This is a genomic window from Archaeoglobus neptunius (genome assembly GCF_016757965.1).
Lineage (GTDB): Archaea > Halobacteriota > Archaeoglobi > Archaeoglobales > Archaeoglobaceae > Archaeoglobus > Archaeoglobus neptunius.
The window spans coordinates 102,300-121,598 of record NZ_JAEKIW010000010.1 but is presented as its reverse complement, the minus strand read 5'-3'; the positions used below and the strand labels follow the sequence as shown (position 1 = coordinate 121,598).

Sequence of the window (19,299 nt, the reverse complement as noted above, 5' to 3'; positions counted from 1 at the left end):
CCTTGATTATTCGCCGATAAGACACATGGCGAACATTGAGAGCGTTTATACGTACGAGGGGACGGATGACATCCACACGCTGATACTCGGCAGAGCGATAACCGGATTGCAGGCGTTCAGGAGGGAGTTATGAGGTATGAGACTCCACGAGTACCAGGCCAAACAAATTTTTTCTATGCATGGCATAAAGGTTCCAAAATCGGCCATTGCTCAAACACCAGAAGAAGTAGAAAAGATTGCAAGAGAGCTCGGGAATAAAGTCGTTGTCAAGGCACAGGTTCTGGTGGGTGGTAGAGGAAAGGCTGGTGGTGTTAAGAAGGCTGAAAGTCCGGAAGAAGCGAAAGAAATTGCTGCCAAACTGCTTGGTAGTGATATTAAAGGACACAAAGTTGAGAAAGTTCTCGTGGAAGAGCAGTTAGAAATAAAGAAAGAGTACTACGCAGGATACGTCGTTGATAAGTCCAGAAAGCTTCCGACCCTTATTTTCAGCAGAATGGGCGGAATGGATATCGAGGAGATTGCAGCGAAATACCCCGACAGCATCCACAAAGTCTATTTTGACCCACTGTGGGGTTTGCAGGACTACGAACTGAGGAAGTCTCTGTTTGATGCGGGTTTCGAGGGAGATGAGTTCAAGCAGATGTTCAGGATACTCAAAATCCTGGCTGACATCGCCTTCAGATATGAAGCCGAGCTGACCGAGATAAATCCACTCGTTCTCACTCCTGAAGGCCTTATAGCCGCAGATGCAAGACTGAACATTGACGATAACGCCATTTTCAGGCATCCAGAGCTGGCTGAAATGAGGGAGGCAACAGAGGTTGACCCGCTCGAAAGGGAGGCGAGGATAAGGGGGCTTAACTACGTGAGACTCGGAGGCGAGATTGGGGTTATAGCAAATGGTGCCGGACTGGCAATGGCCACGATGGATATAATTCATCTGATGGGTGGAAAACCGGCAAACTTCCTTGACACAGGAGGAGGTTTGGCAGATCCCGAGAAAATGAAGAACTGTCTGCTGCACGTGCTGAAAGATCCCAATGTAAGAACCGTGTTCATAAACATCTATGCCGAAATCACGAGGTGTGAAAAGGTTGCAGAAGGCATAGTGAAGGCCCTTGAGGAAGGTGGAAGAAAAGTTCCGCTGGTCATAAAGCTCGTCGGGACCAACGAGGAACTGGGGAGAAAGATACTGGAGGATTACACCACAAAATCGGGAGTTGAGATACACTTTGTGGACTCGATTGAGGAAGGTGCGAAAAAGGCAGTTGAGATTGTGGGGGGATTTCATGGCCATTCTTGTTAATGAGAACACAAAGGTTGTTGTTCAGGGTATAACCGGATTTCAGGGGAGTTTTCAGACCAAAAGGATGCTCGAGTACGGAACGAAAGTCGTAGCAGGTGTTACACCCGGAAAGGCTGGAATGGAGGTTCATGGAGTTCCGGTTTTCAACACGGTTGAGGATGCTGTGAAAAAAACGGGTGCGAACACATCAATAATCTACGTTCCTGCCACCTTTGCCACAGACGCAATATTCGAGGCATTCGATGCAGGGCTGGACCTCGTCGTGTGTGTTACTGAAGGTATCCCGCTTTACGACGAGATGAGAATCCACAGAAGGCTCAGAGAAGTGAAATCCATGCTTCTTGGTCCGAACTGTCCGGGAGTGATAAGTCCGGGCAAATCCAAGGTCGGATTGCTTCCCGATAACAGCTTCACCCCGGGAAGACTGGGAGTTGTTTCGAGGAGCGGAACCCTGACCTATCAGGTCTGCGAGAACCTAACGAGAGCAGGGATAGGACAGTCAACGGTCGTTGGGATAGGTGGAGACCCGATGCCCGGCCTGAGTTTTGTCGATGTTCTGAAGATGTTCGAGGAAGATTCTGAAACGGAGGCAGTACTGCTTATTGGCGAGATTGGTGGAACGGCAGAAGAGGAAGCTGCGAAGTTCATAGAAAATATGTCAAAGCCCGTAATAGCTTTCATAGCCGGCAGAACAGCCCCACCGGGCAAGAGAATGGGCCATGCAGGGGCCATAATAGAGGGGACATCAGGAACGGCCGATGCAAAGATTCAGGCATTGCGGGAAGCTGGTGCGACTGTTGCTGAAACTCTCCTTGACATTGTAAAAGAGGTTCAAAAAATTCTCTAATTTTTGGGGGGCAACATGCGGACTGCCGTACGTTGACAGCCATGAGTTCAGAACTCCCACCGGAAAGCAAATTAATCCAGTTTCAAACCGCTTCCATGTACCTTTCATTGAGAGAGCGGATTGCAGACGAACTGAGGAGGGTCGGATACAGAGTTCTGTCCCCTTTCAGGGTGCCTCTTGGATGGGTGGACCTCTTCATCCCCCGGAAAAGAATCGGTATCGACATATATGCAGGAAGCTACGAATCCTGCGTGGAGAGGTTGCTTTCATACCCCTTCCGCGACATATACATCATTGGTGATTGCGAAGGTTGCATCTCCCTGGAAGATTTCTGCAGGCATTTTGGAGTGGAGATGCCTGAAATGGAGGAAGAGAAGCTGGATAACCCATCGTCGTACGTTAAGGCGATTGAAGATGCTCTTGCTTATTTGTACATAGCTGGAGAGGTGTATGAAAAGGATATCCGATATAGACCGCTCGAAATAACCCTTGCAGATCTTAAAAGGCTCGGATTTGCGGTCTCATCCTCCAAGCCAAAACTGAAGCCGGAGATGTTCCTGTCACTGACTCATGACGGTTACATTGCCGCAAAAAAGATTGTTGGAAGAAGAATTCTCAGAGCAGAAAAGAAACTTAATGAAATGGCATGCAAACTCAGCTACGTAATAGCTCTCGGAATTTCCCAAACTCTGAGGGTAAAGGAGCGGTTTGACATGCCTGAAGACTGCAGTTTAAAGTCCCTACTGGTTTTTATGAAAAAACTTCCGGTTGAAGATTTGAATGTGGGTGACGGTCATCCGAAGGCGTTGTTCTGTAATTTCCTTGTTAACTCGGTACTCAACGAGGAGGCCGTTAAGCTTGTTAAAAAGCTAAACAGGATGGGTCTTGCCTTCAAGATAAAAACCTACAGCCCCTACGGCCACGAAATGGGAGAAGAATATCGGGTGGCAAGAGAGGCTGTGGAGGCACTGCTTAAGTTCAGCCACCATGAAATATCAAGAGACGTGACCGGTGAATTCCTTGCAGTGACCTATCCCCTCACCCACGCTGATGTTCACCCCATTCTCGGCCAGGCACAGATGCATCTTGCCACTGCCGAAAAGGCCGGGGTTTGCAGGATTGATGGTTCGAAAATAATCCTGAGTGAGAAATTTCCGGAGTACGCCAGAGTAAGGCTGGCAATGCTGGCAGAAAAAGTCATAAAAGATCTTTTTTGACCTCATTTGCCACCTCATAACCGGCTCTTATACTGCCATTCATGCTTCTCTCAGGATAGTTGGGTTTTGATGTCATGCCGGCTATATAGAAGCCATCAGCAACTTTATACGGGGTTATCTTCCTTGCATATCCTTTTTCGTATATCGGTCCGCTGTACTTTGCCTTAAAAACCTCTATCCATTTTACATCCTCCACATTCATCCCCAGTTTGCTCAAATCCGAGAGAAAGAGCCTGGATATCTCCTCCGTAGTCATGTTGAAAAGCCTTCCATCAGGTGTTGAGTAGCTCGCCAGATACAAGAGATGAGTTCCATAATCCTCCAGTGGCATGAAGTTGGTGTGTTCAATTACTGCCCCAAAGCTCATTTTATCCGCAATATTCGTCCAGTAAATTTCTTCCGTTAAAGTGCTTTCGGATGCAACAAGAGCACACACAGAACTCTGATATTCAATCCGCGCAATTCCTAGTGCATCTCCGAGGCCTCCAAGCTCCGGTAGTGGTGCTGTGAAGATAACAGCATCAAACTCCTCTCCATTGACCTCCCACTTTGCGCCTCTTCTTATCTTCGCCCTTTCAGGAACGATCTCAATCCCTTCAGCCATTCTTTCAACAAGCTGGTGGAATCCGTGCCTGATATATCCTATTTCCTCTCCCGAGTACTTTCTGTTACTTCTTATCGCCACTCTTCCAAGCAACCATGCAAAACTCACCTTTTCAGAATTCTCTCCAAATTTGGACCTGAGCAAAGGCATGAAAAATTTTTCAAGCAGTTCATCCCCCAGCTCTTTCCTGATACCCTCTATAACCCCCATATCATCGTAATTCTCGTAGTTCATCTTCCGGCTTTTCAGCGTGAATCTTGCAAGCCTGACCTTATCCCTGAAGCTGAGATATGGATAGTGAAGGATTTCGAAGGGCGTGTTGAGTGGATAAATCTTGCCGTCCACCGCAAACCCCGTCTTTGCAACCTTCCAGACCAGTTTTGATCCAAGCCCGAGCTCCTTTATCTCCCTGAGCAGATATTCATCGTACCTGAAACAGTGGTGATAGTACTTCTCTATTCTGAAGCTGTCACCAAATGAGGCCGCAAGCCCTCCCAGTTCACCGGGCTCGAAAACCCTGACCCTTGCGTACTCTCTCAACTCTCTCGCTGCTTTGAGCCCTGTGAGTCCTGCACCGACGACTGCAATTTTCATCGTTCTGCATTATCACGGAAGTTTTTAAAGGTTGGTGGACAGTCAGGTTAAGGTCCTAGGCCCGGCAGCTTTCATGCTGTTTCATCCTTCTGACACCCAGATAACACGGCTATGCCGGAAATCGTCAGGCCGATTTTGCCATTTACGTTTTCAGAGTTAAGCACCGAAGGCATTATAAATCAGGGAAGATTACAGCATTCATGAACTCACGAATTCCCGGGTTCTACAAGCTCAGTGTCAATGAAAGACTGAAAAAGGTCGCTGAATTTGCAAAGTTAACGGACGAAGAGACTAAAACCATATTCTCACGAGGATTGCCACTGGATGTGGCAGACAGAATGATTGAAAACGTTATAGGCACGTTTGAACTTCCGCTGGGTATCGCCACGAACTTTCTGATTGATGGTAAGGACTACCTGATTCCGATGGCAATAGAAGAGCCGAGTGTTGTTGCTGCCGCTAGCAATGCTGCAAGGATGGCAAGGGAGAGTGGTGGATTCATCACCGATTACACGGGTTCAGTGATGATAGGCCAGATCCAGGTGACAAAGCTTACAGACCCAAATTCTGCAAGGTTTGAGGTTCTGAGACACAGGGATGAAATAATCGAGAAGGCCAATGAGTGCGATCCAATGCTGGTAAGCCTTGGAGGCGGTTGCAAGGACGTTGAGGCCAGAATCATAGACACGATGATGGGTAAGATGCTGATAGTCCATCTTGTGGTGGATGTCAAGGACGCCATGGGCGCAAATGCGGTCAATACGATGTGTGAGAGTCTGGCCCCCTTTATCGAGAGAATCACGGGAGGCAAGGTCTACCTGAGAATCATATCCAATCTCGCCTCATACAGACTCGCCAGGGCAAAGGCCGTTTTTGCAAAGGATGTTATAGGTGGCGAGGAGGTTGTTGAGGGCATAATGCTCGCATATGCTTTTGCTGCTGCCGACCCCTACAGATGCGCCACGCACAACAAGGGAATAATGAACGGTATCTCCGCCCTCATGATCGCAACCGGAAATGACTTCAGAGCTGTTGAGGCGGGAGCCCACAGCTACGCTTCAATTGGCGGTTACAGACCGCTCACCACATACGAAGTGGATGGCAAGGGCAATCTTGTTGGTACAATAGAGGTGCCAATGGCTGCTGGAATTATTGGCGGTGCAACCAAGGTCAACCCCATTGCAAAGGCCTGCCTGAAAATACTCGGTGTAGAGAGTGCTGAGGAACTGGCAAGGGTTGCGGCAGCACTGGGACTTGCACAGAATTTTGCAGCTCTGAGAGCTCTGGCGACGGAAGGAATACAACGGGGACATATGGAGCTGCATGCCAGAAACCTTGCCATAATGGCAGGAGCTGTTGGCGAGGAGGTTGACAGGGTAGTAGAGATAATGGTGAGAGACAGAAAGATAAGGCTGGACTACGCCAAAGAAGTTCTGGAGAGAATAAGATAGCGGTTTTTACCAAATCTATCAAAATCTCCCTCACCTTTTATTCAATTTTCAATCTCTCTGAACATGAAGTTCAGGGTTGATTTCGATGCCAGGAGATGTGGTGGTGCTGGAGAGTGTGTTGCAGTCTGCAGTAATGGAGTGTGGACATGGAAGGAAGTTGAATTCAGATTTCTCGGTAAAAGGTTCAAGAGACTGATCCCATTTCCGGAGAATCAGGAGAAATGCGTCGGATGCAAAAAATGTGAAAAAATCTGTCCAACCGGGTGTGTCAGGGTGGTTGAAGCTTAAACGTTAAACTGCACGTTGTCTAGACTGTCAAGCTCCTGCAGAAGCTGTTCGAGGTCCTGCAGGTCTTTAGTGACATTTAAATCCTCATTATTATCCATCTGACCCGGATTCTGACCTGAATCCGTGGGTAATGATGGTGTTGTTGGCTGAGCAGGCGTTGTTGGCTGAACACCAGTTTTTCCTGTTTTTCCTGTTTTACCCTGACACCCTGCAAAGAGCAGTGCTACCATGAGAAAAACCACGGCCGCTGCCTTGAGATTCATTTCAATCACCCGAAAGTAACCGTTTCATTGCCCTCAAATTCAATTTCCTCGCTTACCGGACCTGTTGGAGTCTTCTTAACCCTGTAATAACCCTCTCCGTTGAGCTTCAGTACTCCCGTTCCCTGAGCAAGGATCCTGAACTCCCCATCTCCACTGGCGGTGAAGTTCCCCCTCGCCACAATTATCCTCACTCCCGGTTTGTCAACCTTCGTAACTATCACGTCCTCTGGCAGGGTCACGTTTCCCTCCCCCTTAATCTGAACCGAGCTGAAGTTTCCGCTGAGTTCAAAGGATCCGCTCACATGTGCATATACGAATCCATGCTGGTATTCAGGTCTCACCTCTCTTGCAAGCTCCTTGACGATTTTGAATGCTTCCCTGAACATTTCATTGATCTCCCTCACCTTCTGGGAAAACTCAGGTGTACCCACGTAATTTTTCAGATCGTTAACCGCATCTTCAATTTCGCTTATCTTTTCGTTCAGTTCTGTCACATTGGCACCTGCAGCCTCCAGCCTGTCACTGACCTGCTTTAGCCTCTCAAGAATTTCGCTGTACTTGTCCAGCACATAGTTGTGCACCGCAACCCTCATTTCATGTCTCAGTTCCATCCACATTCCCCTTATTTCGGATGCAACCATTCTCAGCTCCGTGTAATTCTGCGCACTGTCTATATCCTTTTCAATCACGTCAAGTTTTGCTGATATATTCTCAAGCCTGTCGATCAATCTATCCTTGCTCTCCTCATTGAGTCTGAGATATTCAACTCTGTTCTCCACTCTCTCAACCCATCTTTTCGCCATCTCAACCCAGGCTGTGAGATGCTTCTTCCAGGCCTCAAACCTTTTTTCTCTCGCCTGCTTTCTAACCTCCTCAACCTTTTTTCTGGTTTCGTTGAACCATTCTCTCGCCTTCCTGAATTTTTCCTGCTCAGCCCATTTCTGCTGTTCCGTCCACTCCTTTGACTTTGATATCTTATCGCCCATCCCAACCGCAGATGCAGTCGAGGTAAGGACTGCAAGGCACATCAGCACCAGCACCGCCACTGCCGTCCTCCTCATCCGGCTCACCTCCAAACGGATTTTGGTGGTCATAACATATAAGGAAACTTTCGCAGTGGAACTCTGAAACTCGCCTGAAATACTTTCTAAAACTTTACAAAACTTTACAACGCTTTATTTTGAGTAAAAACCGAAATTCAGGTCTCTGTCCTGAATATAACTCTTTCTAAGAAGTGCTGCAATTTCAGCCTTCATGAGCTCCCTGCCGAGATATGCTGCATGGTCCAGTCTCGAAAGTAGGTTGTACCTCAAAACAGTATCGGCAATCTCCTTCGCCTTTTTGCCAACAACAGTGAGCTTCTCATGCATGCAGACTATCTCACCATCAGCAACCTGGATTATGAAATCTCCAAGTGGGTCTCTCACGAATTCTCCACTTTCCTCAGCCCTGACTACCTTTTCACCCAGATTGACGGTCGTATCGTACCTCATTTTTTCCTTCAAGGCAAGCAAACTCAATCCCACGTCTTTGGGCGGTGAGTTTCTTATTTTTGCAGCCTTGGCCAAGTACGACGCTATTTTAAGTTCTCTAACGCTCCCATAAGTTTTGACGCTCGCCTCTGTTGTAAAAAGGAGGTTGCATCCAAGCTCCTCGGCAATAAATGCCAGAACGGCATTCATCCCGATGGAATCAGCATCTGCAAGCTCGGTAACATTGCCCACACCGAAAAGGACGGGAGTTACATCATCCATTTCCCTGAACCGGGCATACCGGATAATGGACTCAGCAACCCTCAGAGGCGGATCCAGAACCGGATCTGCAATCACCTTCTCAACCTTACGGCCAGCAATGTCAAGCAATTTAAACAACCTCTCCACATCCCTATCAACAACAACCACAGCCTGATTTTCGATTAAATCAAGAGCATCCAGATTTTCTCGAGATACGCTCATTATCATATCAACTCCATGCCTCACGGCGATTTCAATGGCCTTTTTGCTGAATGTATCAACGCTCAGGGGAAGTTTGGAATGATCGACAGCAGTCTTTATCATTTTAGACAGCCATTCCGTATCGAACTCAAGCGGAACGCCAATATCGATTATGTCCGCACCGCTTTCTGTATAGTGATCTATCATGGCTTTCAAATCTTCCTTTCCGCTGAATCTTGCAATTTCAGCAACCACCTTCATTCTGCTATTTCCACCAACCGCAACATCCCCTATTCTGAATCTGAAATCTTTTTCAAGAGCATCAACAGCTTTCAAAACTTCCTCTACCTTTACCGACTCAATTAACCTGCATGCCGGTATTTTGTGAGAGAGTTCGATCCTTCCAGCAATCCTGAGAACGTGCTGCAGGTCATAGGCGTGAATCGGACCAAGCCTGACCCTGACACGTTTCTTCTTTTCAAAGCTCCCCCAGTCACAGGTATAGGTCAGTCCGGGAACGAGAACCAGATCATAACCTGTCAGATCCACATCTTCAAGAAGGGATGGTGTTATAAAAGCGGCCACATCTATATCGCAAACGTAAACGTCTGCACCTTTTCCATATTTCCTGACCATTTCCTCCGCGAGCCTCCCCGTGACGAGAAGAATCTTCATTTCGCCAGCCTCGCCACCTCTCTGGCATGTGCCTTTATTATATCACTTCTCGTCACCATGCCTAAAAGTTTTCTCTCATCATTCCTATCAACAACCGGAAGTCTGCCTATTCCCTTCTGAACGAGTTTTATCAGAGCATCCTCCAGTGTCTCATCGGGATATGTAACAATCAGGTCTCTGGACATTATATCCCTCACAACCTTCTGATCCCTCTCCTCAATGGGAACCCTCTCCACGTCTTCAAAGGTTACTATCCCAACAAGCTTTCCCTCTCTCACGACTGGAAATCCAATGTGGCCGGTTTTCTCTATTAACCCGAGCACCTCACTGACCTTCTGATATGGAGAGACAGTTACAAGCTTTTCGACAGGAACCATGGCATCTCCGACATTAACATTCACGAGTACATCAACAGACATCTCCATTCTATGGGCGGGACTTGCTGCTCTGTTGGCCACCTGCTCTGAGTAGATGGAGTAATCTCCAGTCATGTAGTAGGACAGGGTAGCGGCGATCATCAACGCAGGCAGGAGAGTGTATCCTCCGCACATCTCGAGAACCATTAAAATTGCTGCAATGGGTGTTTTTGCAACTCCTGCAACAAACGCAGACATCCCGACAAGCACGAAAGCTTCTGGCTGTATGACTATGCCGGGGAATGCCTGATGGAAGAGATATCCAACAAACGCACCGATCATGCTCCCAATCACTATCGAGGGAGCAAAAACACCTCCACTCCCTCCAGAACCTACCGTCAGGGATGTTGTTATTATCCTGCCGAAAATCAGCAGCAATATCACCGTCAACGTTAATTCCCCATCAATCGCCATTTGAACGTAACCGTAACCCATTCCAAGCACACCGGGTAGAAACAGCCCTATTACTCCTGTAAAAAAGCCACCAATGGCTGGCTTGAAAATCGGATTGATTTTGAGACTTTTGAATAATTCATGAACCCCATAGAAAACCCTGATGTAAAAAATGCCCAGGGCTGCAGTGAGGACTGAAACTGCTGCATATATCGGAAATTCAAGCGGAGAATGAATTGCAACCGGACGTATTCTGAAAATGGTCTGCACTCCAAATGGCGTGTTGGCGACATAGCTCATCATCATCTCAAAAATTATGAACGCAACTATTGAAGAGACAAAAGCTGGAATTATAGCCTCTACCTCATTATCCCTCCTGTAAAGAACCTCGATTCCGAACATGGCTCCTCCAAATGGACTTCTGAATATGCTTCCTATCCCTCCTGAAACTCCGCATACGACCAGGATTCTTCTATCTCTGTCTGCGAGTTTCAGCAAATCTGCCAGAAAAGATCCAAAACCAGCTCCAATTTGAGCGATAGGGCCTTCTCTACCTGCACTTCCGCCACTTCCTATCGTTATCGCCGATGCAACTGTTTTGACAATGGGCACTCTTGCTCGAATATAACCTCTCGCCCTGTGGAAGGATCTGATAACCGCATCCGTTCCGTGACCTTCAGTTTCCGGTGCAAAGGTATAGACTATGTACCCGCTCAGTAACCCTCCAAGTGCCACAACTATCGGAAGGGGCACCACGCCCAGATGAAAATTAACCTTCACGACTTCTATCTCTCCACCTGCCAGCGGTGGTGTGTAGTTGTCCAACCCAGAAAGAAAGAATTTTGTGAACAGATCCAGCAGAAAATAGAAGATAAAGGCACCTAAGCCTGATATAACTCCAACAACCGATGCGAGTATAACAAGATACTTTGAACTCAGCGGTGCCCTCAAATCCACGAGTCAGTAAACACTTCTCCCGGATAAAATAGTTTACTATGGAAAAAAATCATTTCATGATCGGGCCTGCATCAGGATAGCCCTGTCTCTGACCTGTGCCTGCCATCCTCTGAAGTCTTTTGGGGTTGACAAGCAGGTCTACCGCATTTCTGACGTGTTCTCTCACCCTGTTCTCAGCTACCTTCAAAAGCTCTTCTTCACTCTCCGCCTCATCCTCGTGAACTGTTACATCTATAATGTGTCTGTTTGTGAGGAGCTGAACCATAACAAGTCCCATGCTTAAAACAATGTAGCTGAACATATCCTTCTGCGTTCCCCCAACCCATCCAAGTGTAATCACCAGATCGCAGTTTCTTTCCTCTATCATCTTCTTGGCTGCCACCGGCAAATCCTTTATACCCGGTACGGTATACCTCTCGTAAGGAATGCTGCTTATCCTCCTGAGTTCATCAATTGCAATTTTTCCCATATTTATTCTGGAAAAGGTAGTATCAACAATGCCGATCTTCATCGCAGGTCCCTCAGAAGTATTTGAGCATATTCAAGGGCAGGGTTTATGATGTTCTTTCTTCTGAGAATATCTTCAAGAGCCGCAAGTGTCGTTATCGTCTCCATTTTTCCAACATTCCCCATTGTCCCGATGCGGAATATCCTCCCTTTCAGCTCACCCTGGCCACCGCTGATCAATATACCGTACTCCTTCTTCAGCGTACCCCTCAGCTCACTGTCAGTTATACCATCGGGCATCTTTATTGCAGTGACCGTGTTTGAGTAACTGGAGTACTCGTTGAGATTCGGGAACAGTTCAAGTCCTGCCTCCACAGCCCATTTCCTTACAGCCGAACTCAGGATGCGGTGCCTCTGGATCCTGTTCTCAAGCCCCTCTTCCCTTATAATCTCAAGAGCCTCTGCCAGAGCGAAGAATAATGGCACAGCCGGCGTATAGGGAGTTTGCATGTCCTTCAGCTTTTTCCTGTACGCCGCCAGATCTAGATAGTACGGGCACCTCTCATTGTAAAACTCCCATGCCTTTTCTCCAACCGCCACTGCCGCAAGACCTGGCGGGGCGCCGAGACATTTCTGGCTGCCAACTATTGCAACATCAACCCCCCATTCGTCCATCCTGACGTAATCCCCACCGGCGGAGGTTATGGCATCCATTATCACCAGACCATCATATTCCTTTGCGATCGATGCAATCTCCTTTGCGGGGTTCAGAATTCCGGTTGATGTTTCGTTGTGGACAAAGGCAACCGCCTCGCAACCATTATCAAAAGCATTCCTCACAGCATCGAGATCAACAGACTCTCCCCACGAAAACTGCAGCCTTTCCACCTCTGTATATCGGGAGGCAATCTCCCCGAGTCTTTCGCCAAACTTTCCGTTTTCAATTGTGGCCATCTTCCTCACATTGCTGAAAGAGGCTATTGCCGCCTCCATCCCCGCTGTACCGGAGCCTGAAATCAGACATATGTCTCCTTTCGTTTGGAAAACTTCTCTAAGAACGTCAACACAGAATGACATTACTTCACTGAAGTCAGCGGTTCTGTGGCCGATCATCTGCCTTGCCATCGCCCGTATTATTCTCTCGTGAAGCTGTACCGGACCTGGAATCATCAACAACATTATCTCCCTCCGTATTTTTCCAAAACTCTTTCAATTATTCTGTGAGAGCTGCAAAACTCGCAATCCTCCCTTACCTTTATCCTAACGACCTCACAATTCAGATTTCTCTTTTTCAATTCATCCACAAGCCATTTTTCATCAAAATGCTGGTCGTGGCCCAGAACAATCACATCAGGCTTCAGCTCCATTATTGGCCTGAACATGTCATTCTCATCGCCCAGAATTGCCCTATCAACGTACTTTATAGCCTCAACTACCCTTCTTCTCTGCTCTTCCGGGACTACCGGCTTTGGTTTGTGTTTCACGTTTTTCTCCCGTGCAACTATGACAATCAGCTCGTCCCCCAGCTTCTTGGCCTCCCTGAGAAAGGTAATGTGCCCCGGATGAATTATGTCAAATGTCCCCGTAGCCACGACCCTTCTTTTCATCTCCCACCCAAATTCAGCTATGCATAAAAGGGTTTTCTAAAGTGCCTCCCCTATAATACCGGCAACACTGATTTTGCTGAACGCACATTCAATCGTGTCGGTGGCTATTATATCTCTGATTCCTGCATTGAAAAGCCTTAATGCTGCATTTCCTGCCAGAACTGCGTGAACACAGGTGGCTGAAACGCTCTTCGCCCCGAGTTCGTACAGTTTTTTCGCAGCTTCGATAACCGTACCACCAGTTGATATGATATCATCAACGATAACAACATCCCTGCCTTCAACGTCCAGATTCTTCGGAGCTATTTCAACCGTCGCCTCATCAATCCTCGTTTTTTCGAGATAATCCCAGTCGCAGTTGGCATGGGATGCTGCAACTTTAACCCTTTCAACTGATCCCTTATCGGGAGAAATCATGAGGACGTCTCTGTCCGAAAAATGCTTTCCAATTACAGGCATTGCATCCAGGTCCTTTAACTTCCTGAAGTGTGATGCAGCCTGTTTGCTGTGGATGTTAACCGTTACAATTTCCCTGGCTTTCCTTTCCAGAATGTTCGCCACAACTCTTATACTAACAGCCTCTCCCTCTTTAAACACCCTGTCCTGCCTCGCATAACCCATGTATGGAACAACAATCCTTGCATCATCCAGCGCATCAAGCAAAAACGCAATTGCGATCAGGTCATCATTTGTGGTTATGCTCCCGACAATTACTCCTTCTCTGCAGCCTTCTACCCTCACATAAAGTTCTCCATCGGGAAACCTTTTGAACGTGACGTCAGCAATTTCAGTTCCTGTTGTCTCGCTGATTCTCCTCGCCAGTAATGGAGAAGACGGGCAGGGAATTATTTTCATGAAATAAAAAAAGTGGCAGGACTATTTAACTTTTAGCCTTCTCAACAAAGAATTTAAGCAGTTCAACAGGCACAGGCATGACGATGGTGGTGTTCTCTTCTGTTGCTATTTCATTCAGGGTTTGCAGATATCTCAGCAGTATTGCACCTTCGCTCTGAGCCAGAATATCGGCCGCCTCCTTTAATTTCATCGCAGCCTGATGCTCTCCCTCAGCCCTGATTATCTTTGCTCTCCTTTCTCTCTCCGCCTCCGCCTGCATGGCCATTATTCTCTGCATGTCCTCCGGTAACTCGACATCCTTAATCTCAACTGCAGTGACCTTTATTCCCCACGGGTTTGTTTCTTCATCAATTATTTGCTGAAGCTTCAAATTCAATTTTTCTCTCTCTGAAAGGACTTCATCCAGCTCTGCCTGTCCGATTATGCTTCTCAGGGTCGTCTGGGCAAGCTGGGCTGTTGCGTATTGATAGTCAAAAACCTCGGTTATCGCCTTGTTTGGATCGACGACACGATAATAAACCACAGCATTAACCTTGACGGTCACATTATCTCTCGTAACAACCTCCTGAGAGGGTACATCGTATGTTACAGTTCTCAAATCGACTATCTGCATGTTTTCCAATATAGGAATAACGAAGAACAATCCCGGCCCCCTCGCACCGACGAGTCTTCCGAGTCTGAAGACAACTCCTCTCTCGTACTCCTTCACCACTCTGATCGACGAAACCAAGAACAGTATCACAACTACTGCCAGACCAATCCAGTACCACTCCATGGGACAAAAATTAACAATAGACTAATAAATCTTTCTACAAAAAAATTATTGTTTGCTGTATCCGAGCACCTCCCCGATCCTGTTCAGCATCTCTCCAAAGGTCTTCCAGTCACCATTTTTCATGGCCTCCATCAGTTTCGAGTAGTATTCTTTCAGCAGACCTAATTTCTCTTCTGCAGTACCTGCTTTCTCCTTGGGTTTCTCCACGACCTCAGACTTCTTGCCAAAGATCATTTCGAGCGCATCGTAAATTGTGGAACCCATTCTCAGCTCATCGTTATGCACTGCTACAACTCCCCTGAGTTCGGGTATTTTCGTGGACTCGCCTCTCAGGTAGATCGGCTCGACATACAGAATGGAGTTATTGAGAGGTATAACGAGCAGATTTCCTCTGATTACCCTCGATCCGGCCTGATTCCACAGTGTAAAAAGCTTCGAAAGTTCTGCATCCTGATCAATCCTTGCTTCAATTTGCATCGGACCGTATATCAGTTCTCCCTTGGGGAACTCATAAATTATAAGTTCGCCGTACTTATCATCACATCTCGCCGCCATCCACGCAATCATGTTGTCCCTGTTCTTGGGAGTGAACGGTACCATAAGTATGAATTCCGGTTTGTTCTCTATTGCCAGCGTCACGTAGTACGGCTCGACCTTTATGACATCATCCTCAAACTTCTCCGTTGGAACATCCCAAACGTCTTCCCTGTTGTAGAAGGCCGTAACATCCTTCATGTGATATGTGGAGTAGATATAGGCCTGAATCTTGAAGAAGTCACGTGGATATCTTATGTGCTTTTTGAACTCTTCTGGCATTTCTTTTATAAAGACGCCCGGAAGGGCTTTTTCAAGAGTTTTGACGTAAGCATCCTCCTTGACGATGTAAAACTTGACACTACCATTGTAGGCATTTATAAACACTTTAACAGGATTTTGCATGTAGTTGTACCTTCCAATCTCAGCCGAATACGGAAATCTGTCCACAAGAGAGTATGCATCGATTATCCAGTAAATCTGGCCATTGATGACCGCAACATATGGGTCACTGTCATAGGTAAGGAATGGCATTATCGTGTTAACTCTCTCAATAATGTCACGGTGCATCATTAATCTGCTCTCGTCGGTTATGTACTCGCTCAAAATGAGATTGATGTCAGCGAATCTGAATGAGTAGAGAACTCTCCTCATGTAATCAAGCTTAACGCCACCATCACCTGAATACTTGGTGAAGTAGTTTTTGTTGCCAACGGGATAGTCAAATTCCTGCTGAAGAGTATTCACAACAACATAATCATCCGTGAGCTCCCCGTAGTATATTTCAGGCCTCTTAATTTTGATTTCTCCCCTCGGCGGGATATCATAGAGTACCATTTCCGGAAGTCCTTCTGCTGAAACCGCATTGACGGGTGAGGCAACGATCCCGTATCCATGAGTGTAGATGAGATGTTTGTTCAACCAGGTCTGTGCTCTTGAAGGGAGAAGGTCCGTTGAAAGCTCCCTCGCAGCAAGCATTAGCTGAGTGTAATTCCCGTTAATCCAGTATCTGTCCACATCCACATCGTTGATAAAATAGTAGGTTCTTATCTGCTGTAGCTGTCTGAATACGTCCCTTATCGGTCTGTGATCCCATACCCTGATGTTGTCTATCGTCGCCTTAGCCTTGAGAACATCAGTGTAGTTCAGAGTTGGACTGTATTTAAAAAATCTGTACTCCACGTTCTGCAAACCATAGGCATAAAGGGTGTAATTTATGCTGTATTCAAGATACCTGCTTTCATAGCTTAACTCCGACGGCTCAACCTGAAGCTTCTGCACGGCAAACGGAACGATTACTGCTGCAAGAATGGAGATTGCTACAAACAGAACAATAACATAAAACACCATTTCAAAGTTTTTCTTTGCGATCAAATAGGCCGCAGAAATCCCCGAAACAAATGAAAGGGCTGAGACCAGCAATAAAGCAGGAGAAAGTATGTTCACCTCAACATAACCCGCCCCGCTCAGAAGGCCATGCTGTGAGTGCACTATTTCAAATCGGGATATGTAGATGAGAGCTCCAGCAAGCGAGAGAAGTATCAGGACATTTATCCCCAGATGGACAAAGCCGCTGGTGGGAAAGATCTCCTTGAACTCATCGAAACTCTTCACCCATCTGAACGCATAGATGTAGGCAAAAATTGCAATTGTTATGGATATGACTGCTGCAGCAAGAAGTATACCAATAACCATCTTGAGAAACGGAAGCTGGAATGTGTAAAACGCCGCATCCAGGCCGAATATCGGATCTTTTATTCCATATTCTGCAGAATTTATGTAGAAAAGCATCGACTTCCACTGACTCTGCATTGAGAAGGCAGCAAAGAGTGAGATTGCCAGCGATAGGAGATGCGGTATTTTCAGCGGTTCACCGAGAAACTCCATGGTTACCTTCTTTACAGCAACTATCGTTGCTGTCAGAAAAGTCATGAATATCGCAAAGACCAGAATGAAGAATCCGATGGAGTACTTCAGATAAGTTATAAAGACGCTGCCATACCCCACAGACTCGAACCAGAGATACTCGGTATAGTAGTAGACCGAAAGGGAAACTAAAGCTGTAACCGCAATGATCCCGGCTATGAAATAGAGCACCTTAAGTTCGGGAGGTTTGTAGGGTGGAGGATAGGGTGGAACCGGTAACTGCTGCATACAATGTTTCCCCAATCATGTTAGTTAAATGTTACCCAGCATAAACTGGACTGCAGCTTCAGCGTGTATTCTGGTTGTATCGTAAAATTCATCGTCTTTCAGGATTAACGGGAGCTCTGTGCAGCCCAAAATTATTCCCTCAGCCCCCCTTTTCTTAAGTTCATCCACGATATCTCTAAGTCTTTTTTCTGATTCCTCCTTAAAGATGCCTAGGCATAATTCGTCGAAAATTATGCTGTGCACGGCATTTCTGTCTTCCTCCTTCTCCGGAATTATTATTTCAATTCCATGTCTTTTCATCCTTTCCTGGTAAAAACCATCTTCCATCGTGAACTTTGTCCCCAGAAGTCCGGCTCTCTTAACCCCATCTTTTTTCAAAACCTCGGCGGTAGCGTCCACTATATTTATCAGCGGTACATTAATTCTGTTCTGAACATCATCAGCAACCTTATGCATTGTGTTCGTGCATATTAAAACCGCTTTGGCACCTGCATTTTCAAGCGTTTTTGCTATCTCGCCCAGAATTTCACCCATTCTCTTCCATTCTCCAGCCTTCTGCAATTTAACAATCTCATCAAAATCAACAGAATAAAGAAGCAGCCTGGCAGAGTGCCATCCTCCAAGTTTTTCTTTCACAAGCTCGTTCATGATCCTGTAGTATTCTACGGTCGATTCCCAGCTCATTCCACCTATAAGACCTATCATACATAATGGTCTTCAACGGAGAGATAAAGGTTACTGGCATTTACGGAAAGATCTCATCGAGAGATTTTTGAACAACTCTCTTAATCCCAAAGTAGTCCATAGCCGCTTTTCCCACACTGTCGATATACTCTTTCCTTGTGTAAACGCCAAGTCTCCAGTTTTCTACTGAGGCCGTTTTTAGCGCATTTACAAGGGGTGAAACTTCATCAAGGCTTTTCAAACCACTCTCCGTCTCAACGAGGACTTCCGACTCCTTCATCTCCTCCACTGGGGGGATATCAACAATCACGTACCTCTCATCAACACCTGCATCCTCGGCGATTTCCTCCTCAGCCCTTCTCTCATTGACCCTCATAACTTCCCTGAAATCCACTGCATTTTTAGAAACATAAACAGCCCTTTTGAACAGTCTCCGATTGACCAGCATGTGATAAAATTCCCTGTCTTTCTCTTTCAAAAGCTGCATGGCATCAAAATCGTCCATATCCATCAGTTTTTTGGCATCAAACCCACCCTCTATAATTCTCTCCATTGCCTTCTCGTACATTTTTCTCGCAATTCTGCACACATGGTGGAAGTAAACTGTTGGATACATCATGTATCTGGAAATCAGCAGACTTTCTGCCGCCTTAATACCACCATACTCCACCACCAGACCATTACCAAGTTTTATCTTGTCAATCAAACGGTAGAGATCAAAAACACCGTAGGCAACACCCGTGTAGTGGGAGTCCCTGACAAGGTAATCCATTCTGTCTGCATCAATGTCGCCGTTAACAATTGATTTCCTCTTGCCAGTAACTATCGCCTCAATCTCCCCCACCGTAAACCCAAGATCGTTCAGAGTATCCTTCAATTCATTCCTCACAGCCGCCGATATTCTTTCATGCTCAATTCCAGCATACTTTTTCATCAGCCTCTCGCTGCTGTGGGAGAAGGGGGCGTGTCCAACATCATGAAGAAGAGCGGCAACAACAACGACATCATCGAGATCCAGTTTCTCCTTCAGAAGTCTTGTGATGTGCATCACGCCAAGACTGTGCTCGAATCTTGTGTGGTTCGCTCCGGGATAAACGAGGTTTGCAAAGCCGAGTTGTTTGATTCTTCGCAACCTCTGAAACTGCGGGGTATCGATGATCTCGATCATCCAGTCTTCAAGCTTGATAACACCGTGGATTGAATCCTGAATGCTCTTCTCCATCAATCGAATTTAGTGTGGGCTTATTAAATACTCCCCCGGTTGTGTCTCCGGTACATCTTCCCGATCCGGTGGATGG

At 46.6% G+C, this 19,299-nt stretch carries 18 protein-coding genes and 1 pseudogene; 6 read left to right on the top strand and 13 right to left on the bottom strand.

Annotated features, from left to right (window positions below; all coding sequences use genetic code 11):
- The 4 genes and pseudogenes from JFQ59_RS12815 to JFQ59_RS09045 all read left to right on the top strand — a co-directional run.
- Positions 1-133: pseudogene (locus tag JFQ59_RS12815) on the top strand (acyl-CoA dehydrogenase); the annotation flags it as partial.
- A 3-nt stretch (positions 134-136) separates the two neighbouring features.
- Positions 137-1,306 (top strand): ADP-forming succinate--CoA ligase subunit beta, encoded by a 1,170-nt coding sequence (sucC, locus tag JFQ59_RS09055; protein WP_202320108.1) that lies wholly within the window; start codon positions 137-139, stop codon positions 1,304-1,306.
- Positions 1,290-2,153 carry a succinate--CoA ligase subunit alpha gene (gene sucD, locus JFQ59_RS09050; RefSeq protein ID WP_202320107.1) on the top strand — a complete coding sequence of 288 codons (864 nt, stop codon included), beginning with the start codon at positions 1,290-1,292 and terminating at the stop codon, positions 2,151-2,153. Before sucC ends, sucD begins: the two co-directional genes overlap by 17 nt.
- A gap of 95 nt (positions 2,154-2,248) precedes the next feature.
- The gene (locus JFQ59_RS09045; RefSeq protein ID WP_202320106.1) at positions 2,249-3,370 is read left to right on the top strand and encodes a hypothetical protein; all 1,122 of its coding nucleotides are present in this window, start codon (positions 2,249-2,251) and stop codon (positions 3,368-3,370) included.
- Here the strand turns inward: JFQ59_RS09045 and JFQ59_RS09040 are convergent.
- Positions 3,351-4,568, bottom strand: a complete 1,218-nt coding sequence (locus tag JFQ59_RS09040) for an NAD(P)/FAD-dependent oxidoreductase (protein ID WP_202320105.1) — start codon at positions 4,566-4,568, stop codon at positions 3,351-3,353. The genes JFQ59_RS09045 and JFQ59_RS09040 overlap by 20 nt on opposite strands.
- Before the next feature lie 140 nt (positions 4,569-4,708).
- Between JFQ59_RS09040 and JFQ59_RS09035 the strand changes: the two genes are divergently transcribed.
- Complete coding sequence (locus tag JFQ59_RS09035; RefSeq protein ID WP_202320113.1) at positions 4,709-6,019, top strand: hydroxymethylglutaryl-CoA reductase, degradative; 1,311 nt, start codon at positions 4,709-4,711, stop codon at positions 6,017-6,019.
- Positions 6,020-6,082: 63 nt separating this feature from the next.
- Positions 6,083-6,307, top strand: a complete 225-nt coding sequence (locus tag JFQ59_RS09030) for a 4Fe-4S dicluster domain-containing protein (protein WP_202320104.1) — start codon at positions 6,083-6,085, stop codon at positions 6,305-6,307.
- Here the strand turns inward: JFQ59_RS09030 and JFQ59_RS09025 are convergent.
- The 12 genes from JFQ59_RS09025 to JFQ59_RS08970 all read right to left on the bottom strand — a co-directional run bounded on the left by JFQ59_RS09025 (position 6,304) and on the right by JFQ59_RS08970 (position 19,223).
- Positions 6,304-6,570 carry a hypothetical protein gene (locus JFQ59_RS09025; RefSeq protein WP_202320103.1) on the bottom strand — a complete coding sequence of 89 codons (267 nt, stop codon included), beginning with the start codon at positions 6,568-6,570 and terminating at the stop codon, positions 6,304-6,306. The two genes, JFQ59_RS09030 and JFQ59_RS09025, sit on opposite strands and share 4 nt — an antisense overlap.
- A 5-nt stretch (positions 6,571-6,575) precedes the next feature.
- Entirely contained in the window at positions 6,576-7,631 is a 1,056-nt protein-coding gene (locus JFQ59_RS09020; RefSeq protein ID WP_202320102.1) for a hypothetical protein, read from the bottom strand.
- Positions 7,632-7,745: 114 nt separating this feature from the next.
- Entirely contained in the window at positions 7,746-9,179 is a 1,434-nt protein-coding gene (locus JFQ59_RS09015) for a dihydropteroate synthase-like protein (RefSeq protein WP_202320101.1), read from the bottom strand.
- Positions 9,176-10,945: a chloride channel protein gene (locus tag JFQ59_RS09010; RefSeq protein WP_202320100.1), complete on the bottom strand. Its 1,770-nt coding sequence runs from the start codon at positions 10,943-10,945 to the stop codon at positions 9,176-9,178. Before JFQ59_RS09010 ends, JFQ59_RS09015 begins: the two co-directional genes overlap by 4 nt.
- A 49-nt stretch (positions 10,946-10,994) precedes the next feature.
- Complete coding sequence (gene ribC, locus JFQ59_RS09005; protein ID WP_202320099.1) at positions 10,995-11,456, bottom strand: riboflavin synthase; 462 nt, start codon at positions 11,454-11,456, stop codon at positions 10,995-10,997.
- Positions 11,453-12,571: a pyridoxal-phosphate-dependent aminotransferase family protein gene (locus tag JFQ59_RS09000; RefSeq protein ID WP_202320098.1), complete on the bottom strand. Its 1,119-nt coding sequence runs from the start codon at positions 12,569-12,571 to the stop codon at positions 11,453-11,455. The genes ribC and JFQ59_RS09000 overlap by 4 nt, the downstream gene beginning before the upstream one ends.
- Entirely contained in the window at positions 12,571-12,999 is a 429-nt protein-coding gene (locus tag JFQ59_RS08995; protein ID WP_202320097.1) for an adenylyltransferase/cytidyltransferase family protein, read from the bottom strand. Before JFQ59_RS08995 ends, JFQ59_RS09000 begins: the two co-directional genes overlap by 1 nt.
- Positions 13,000-13,035: 36 nt before the next feature.
- Entirely contained in the window at positions 13,036-13,854 is an 819-nt protein-coding gene (locus JFQ59_RS08990) for a ribose-phosphate diphosphokinase (protein WP_202320096.1), read from the bottom strand.
- A 25-nt stretch (positions 13,855-13,879) separates the two neighbouring features.
- Positions 13,880-14,629, bottom strand: a complete 750-nt coding sequence (locus JFQ59_RS08985) for a slipin family protein (RefSeq protein WP_202320095.1) — start codon at positions 14,627-14,629, stop codon at positions 13,880-13,882.
- Between the two features lie 45 nt (positions 14,630-14,674).
- On the bottom strand, positions 14,675-17,317 hold the full coding sequence (locus JFQ59_RS08980) for a UPF0182 family membrane protein (RefSeq protein ID WP_202320094.1): 2,643 nt from the start codon (positions 17,315-17,317) through the stop codon (positions 14,675-14,677).
- 24 nt (positions 17,318-17,341) lie between these two features.
- Positions 17,342-18,022, bottom strand: coding sequence for an aspartate/glutamate racemase family protein (locus tag JFQ59_RS08975; protein WP_202320093.1), 681 nt, complete (start codon positions 18,020-18,022; stop codon positions 17,342-17,344).
- Between the two features lie 40 nt (positions 18,023-18,062).
- A complete protein-coding gene (locus JFQ59_RS08970; RefSeq protein ID WP_202320092.1) occupies positions 18,063-19,223 on the bottom strand; it encodes an HD domain-containing protein in 1,161 nt (386 codons plus the stop codon).
- Positions 19,224-19,299 lie beyond the last annotated feature (76 nt).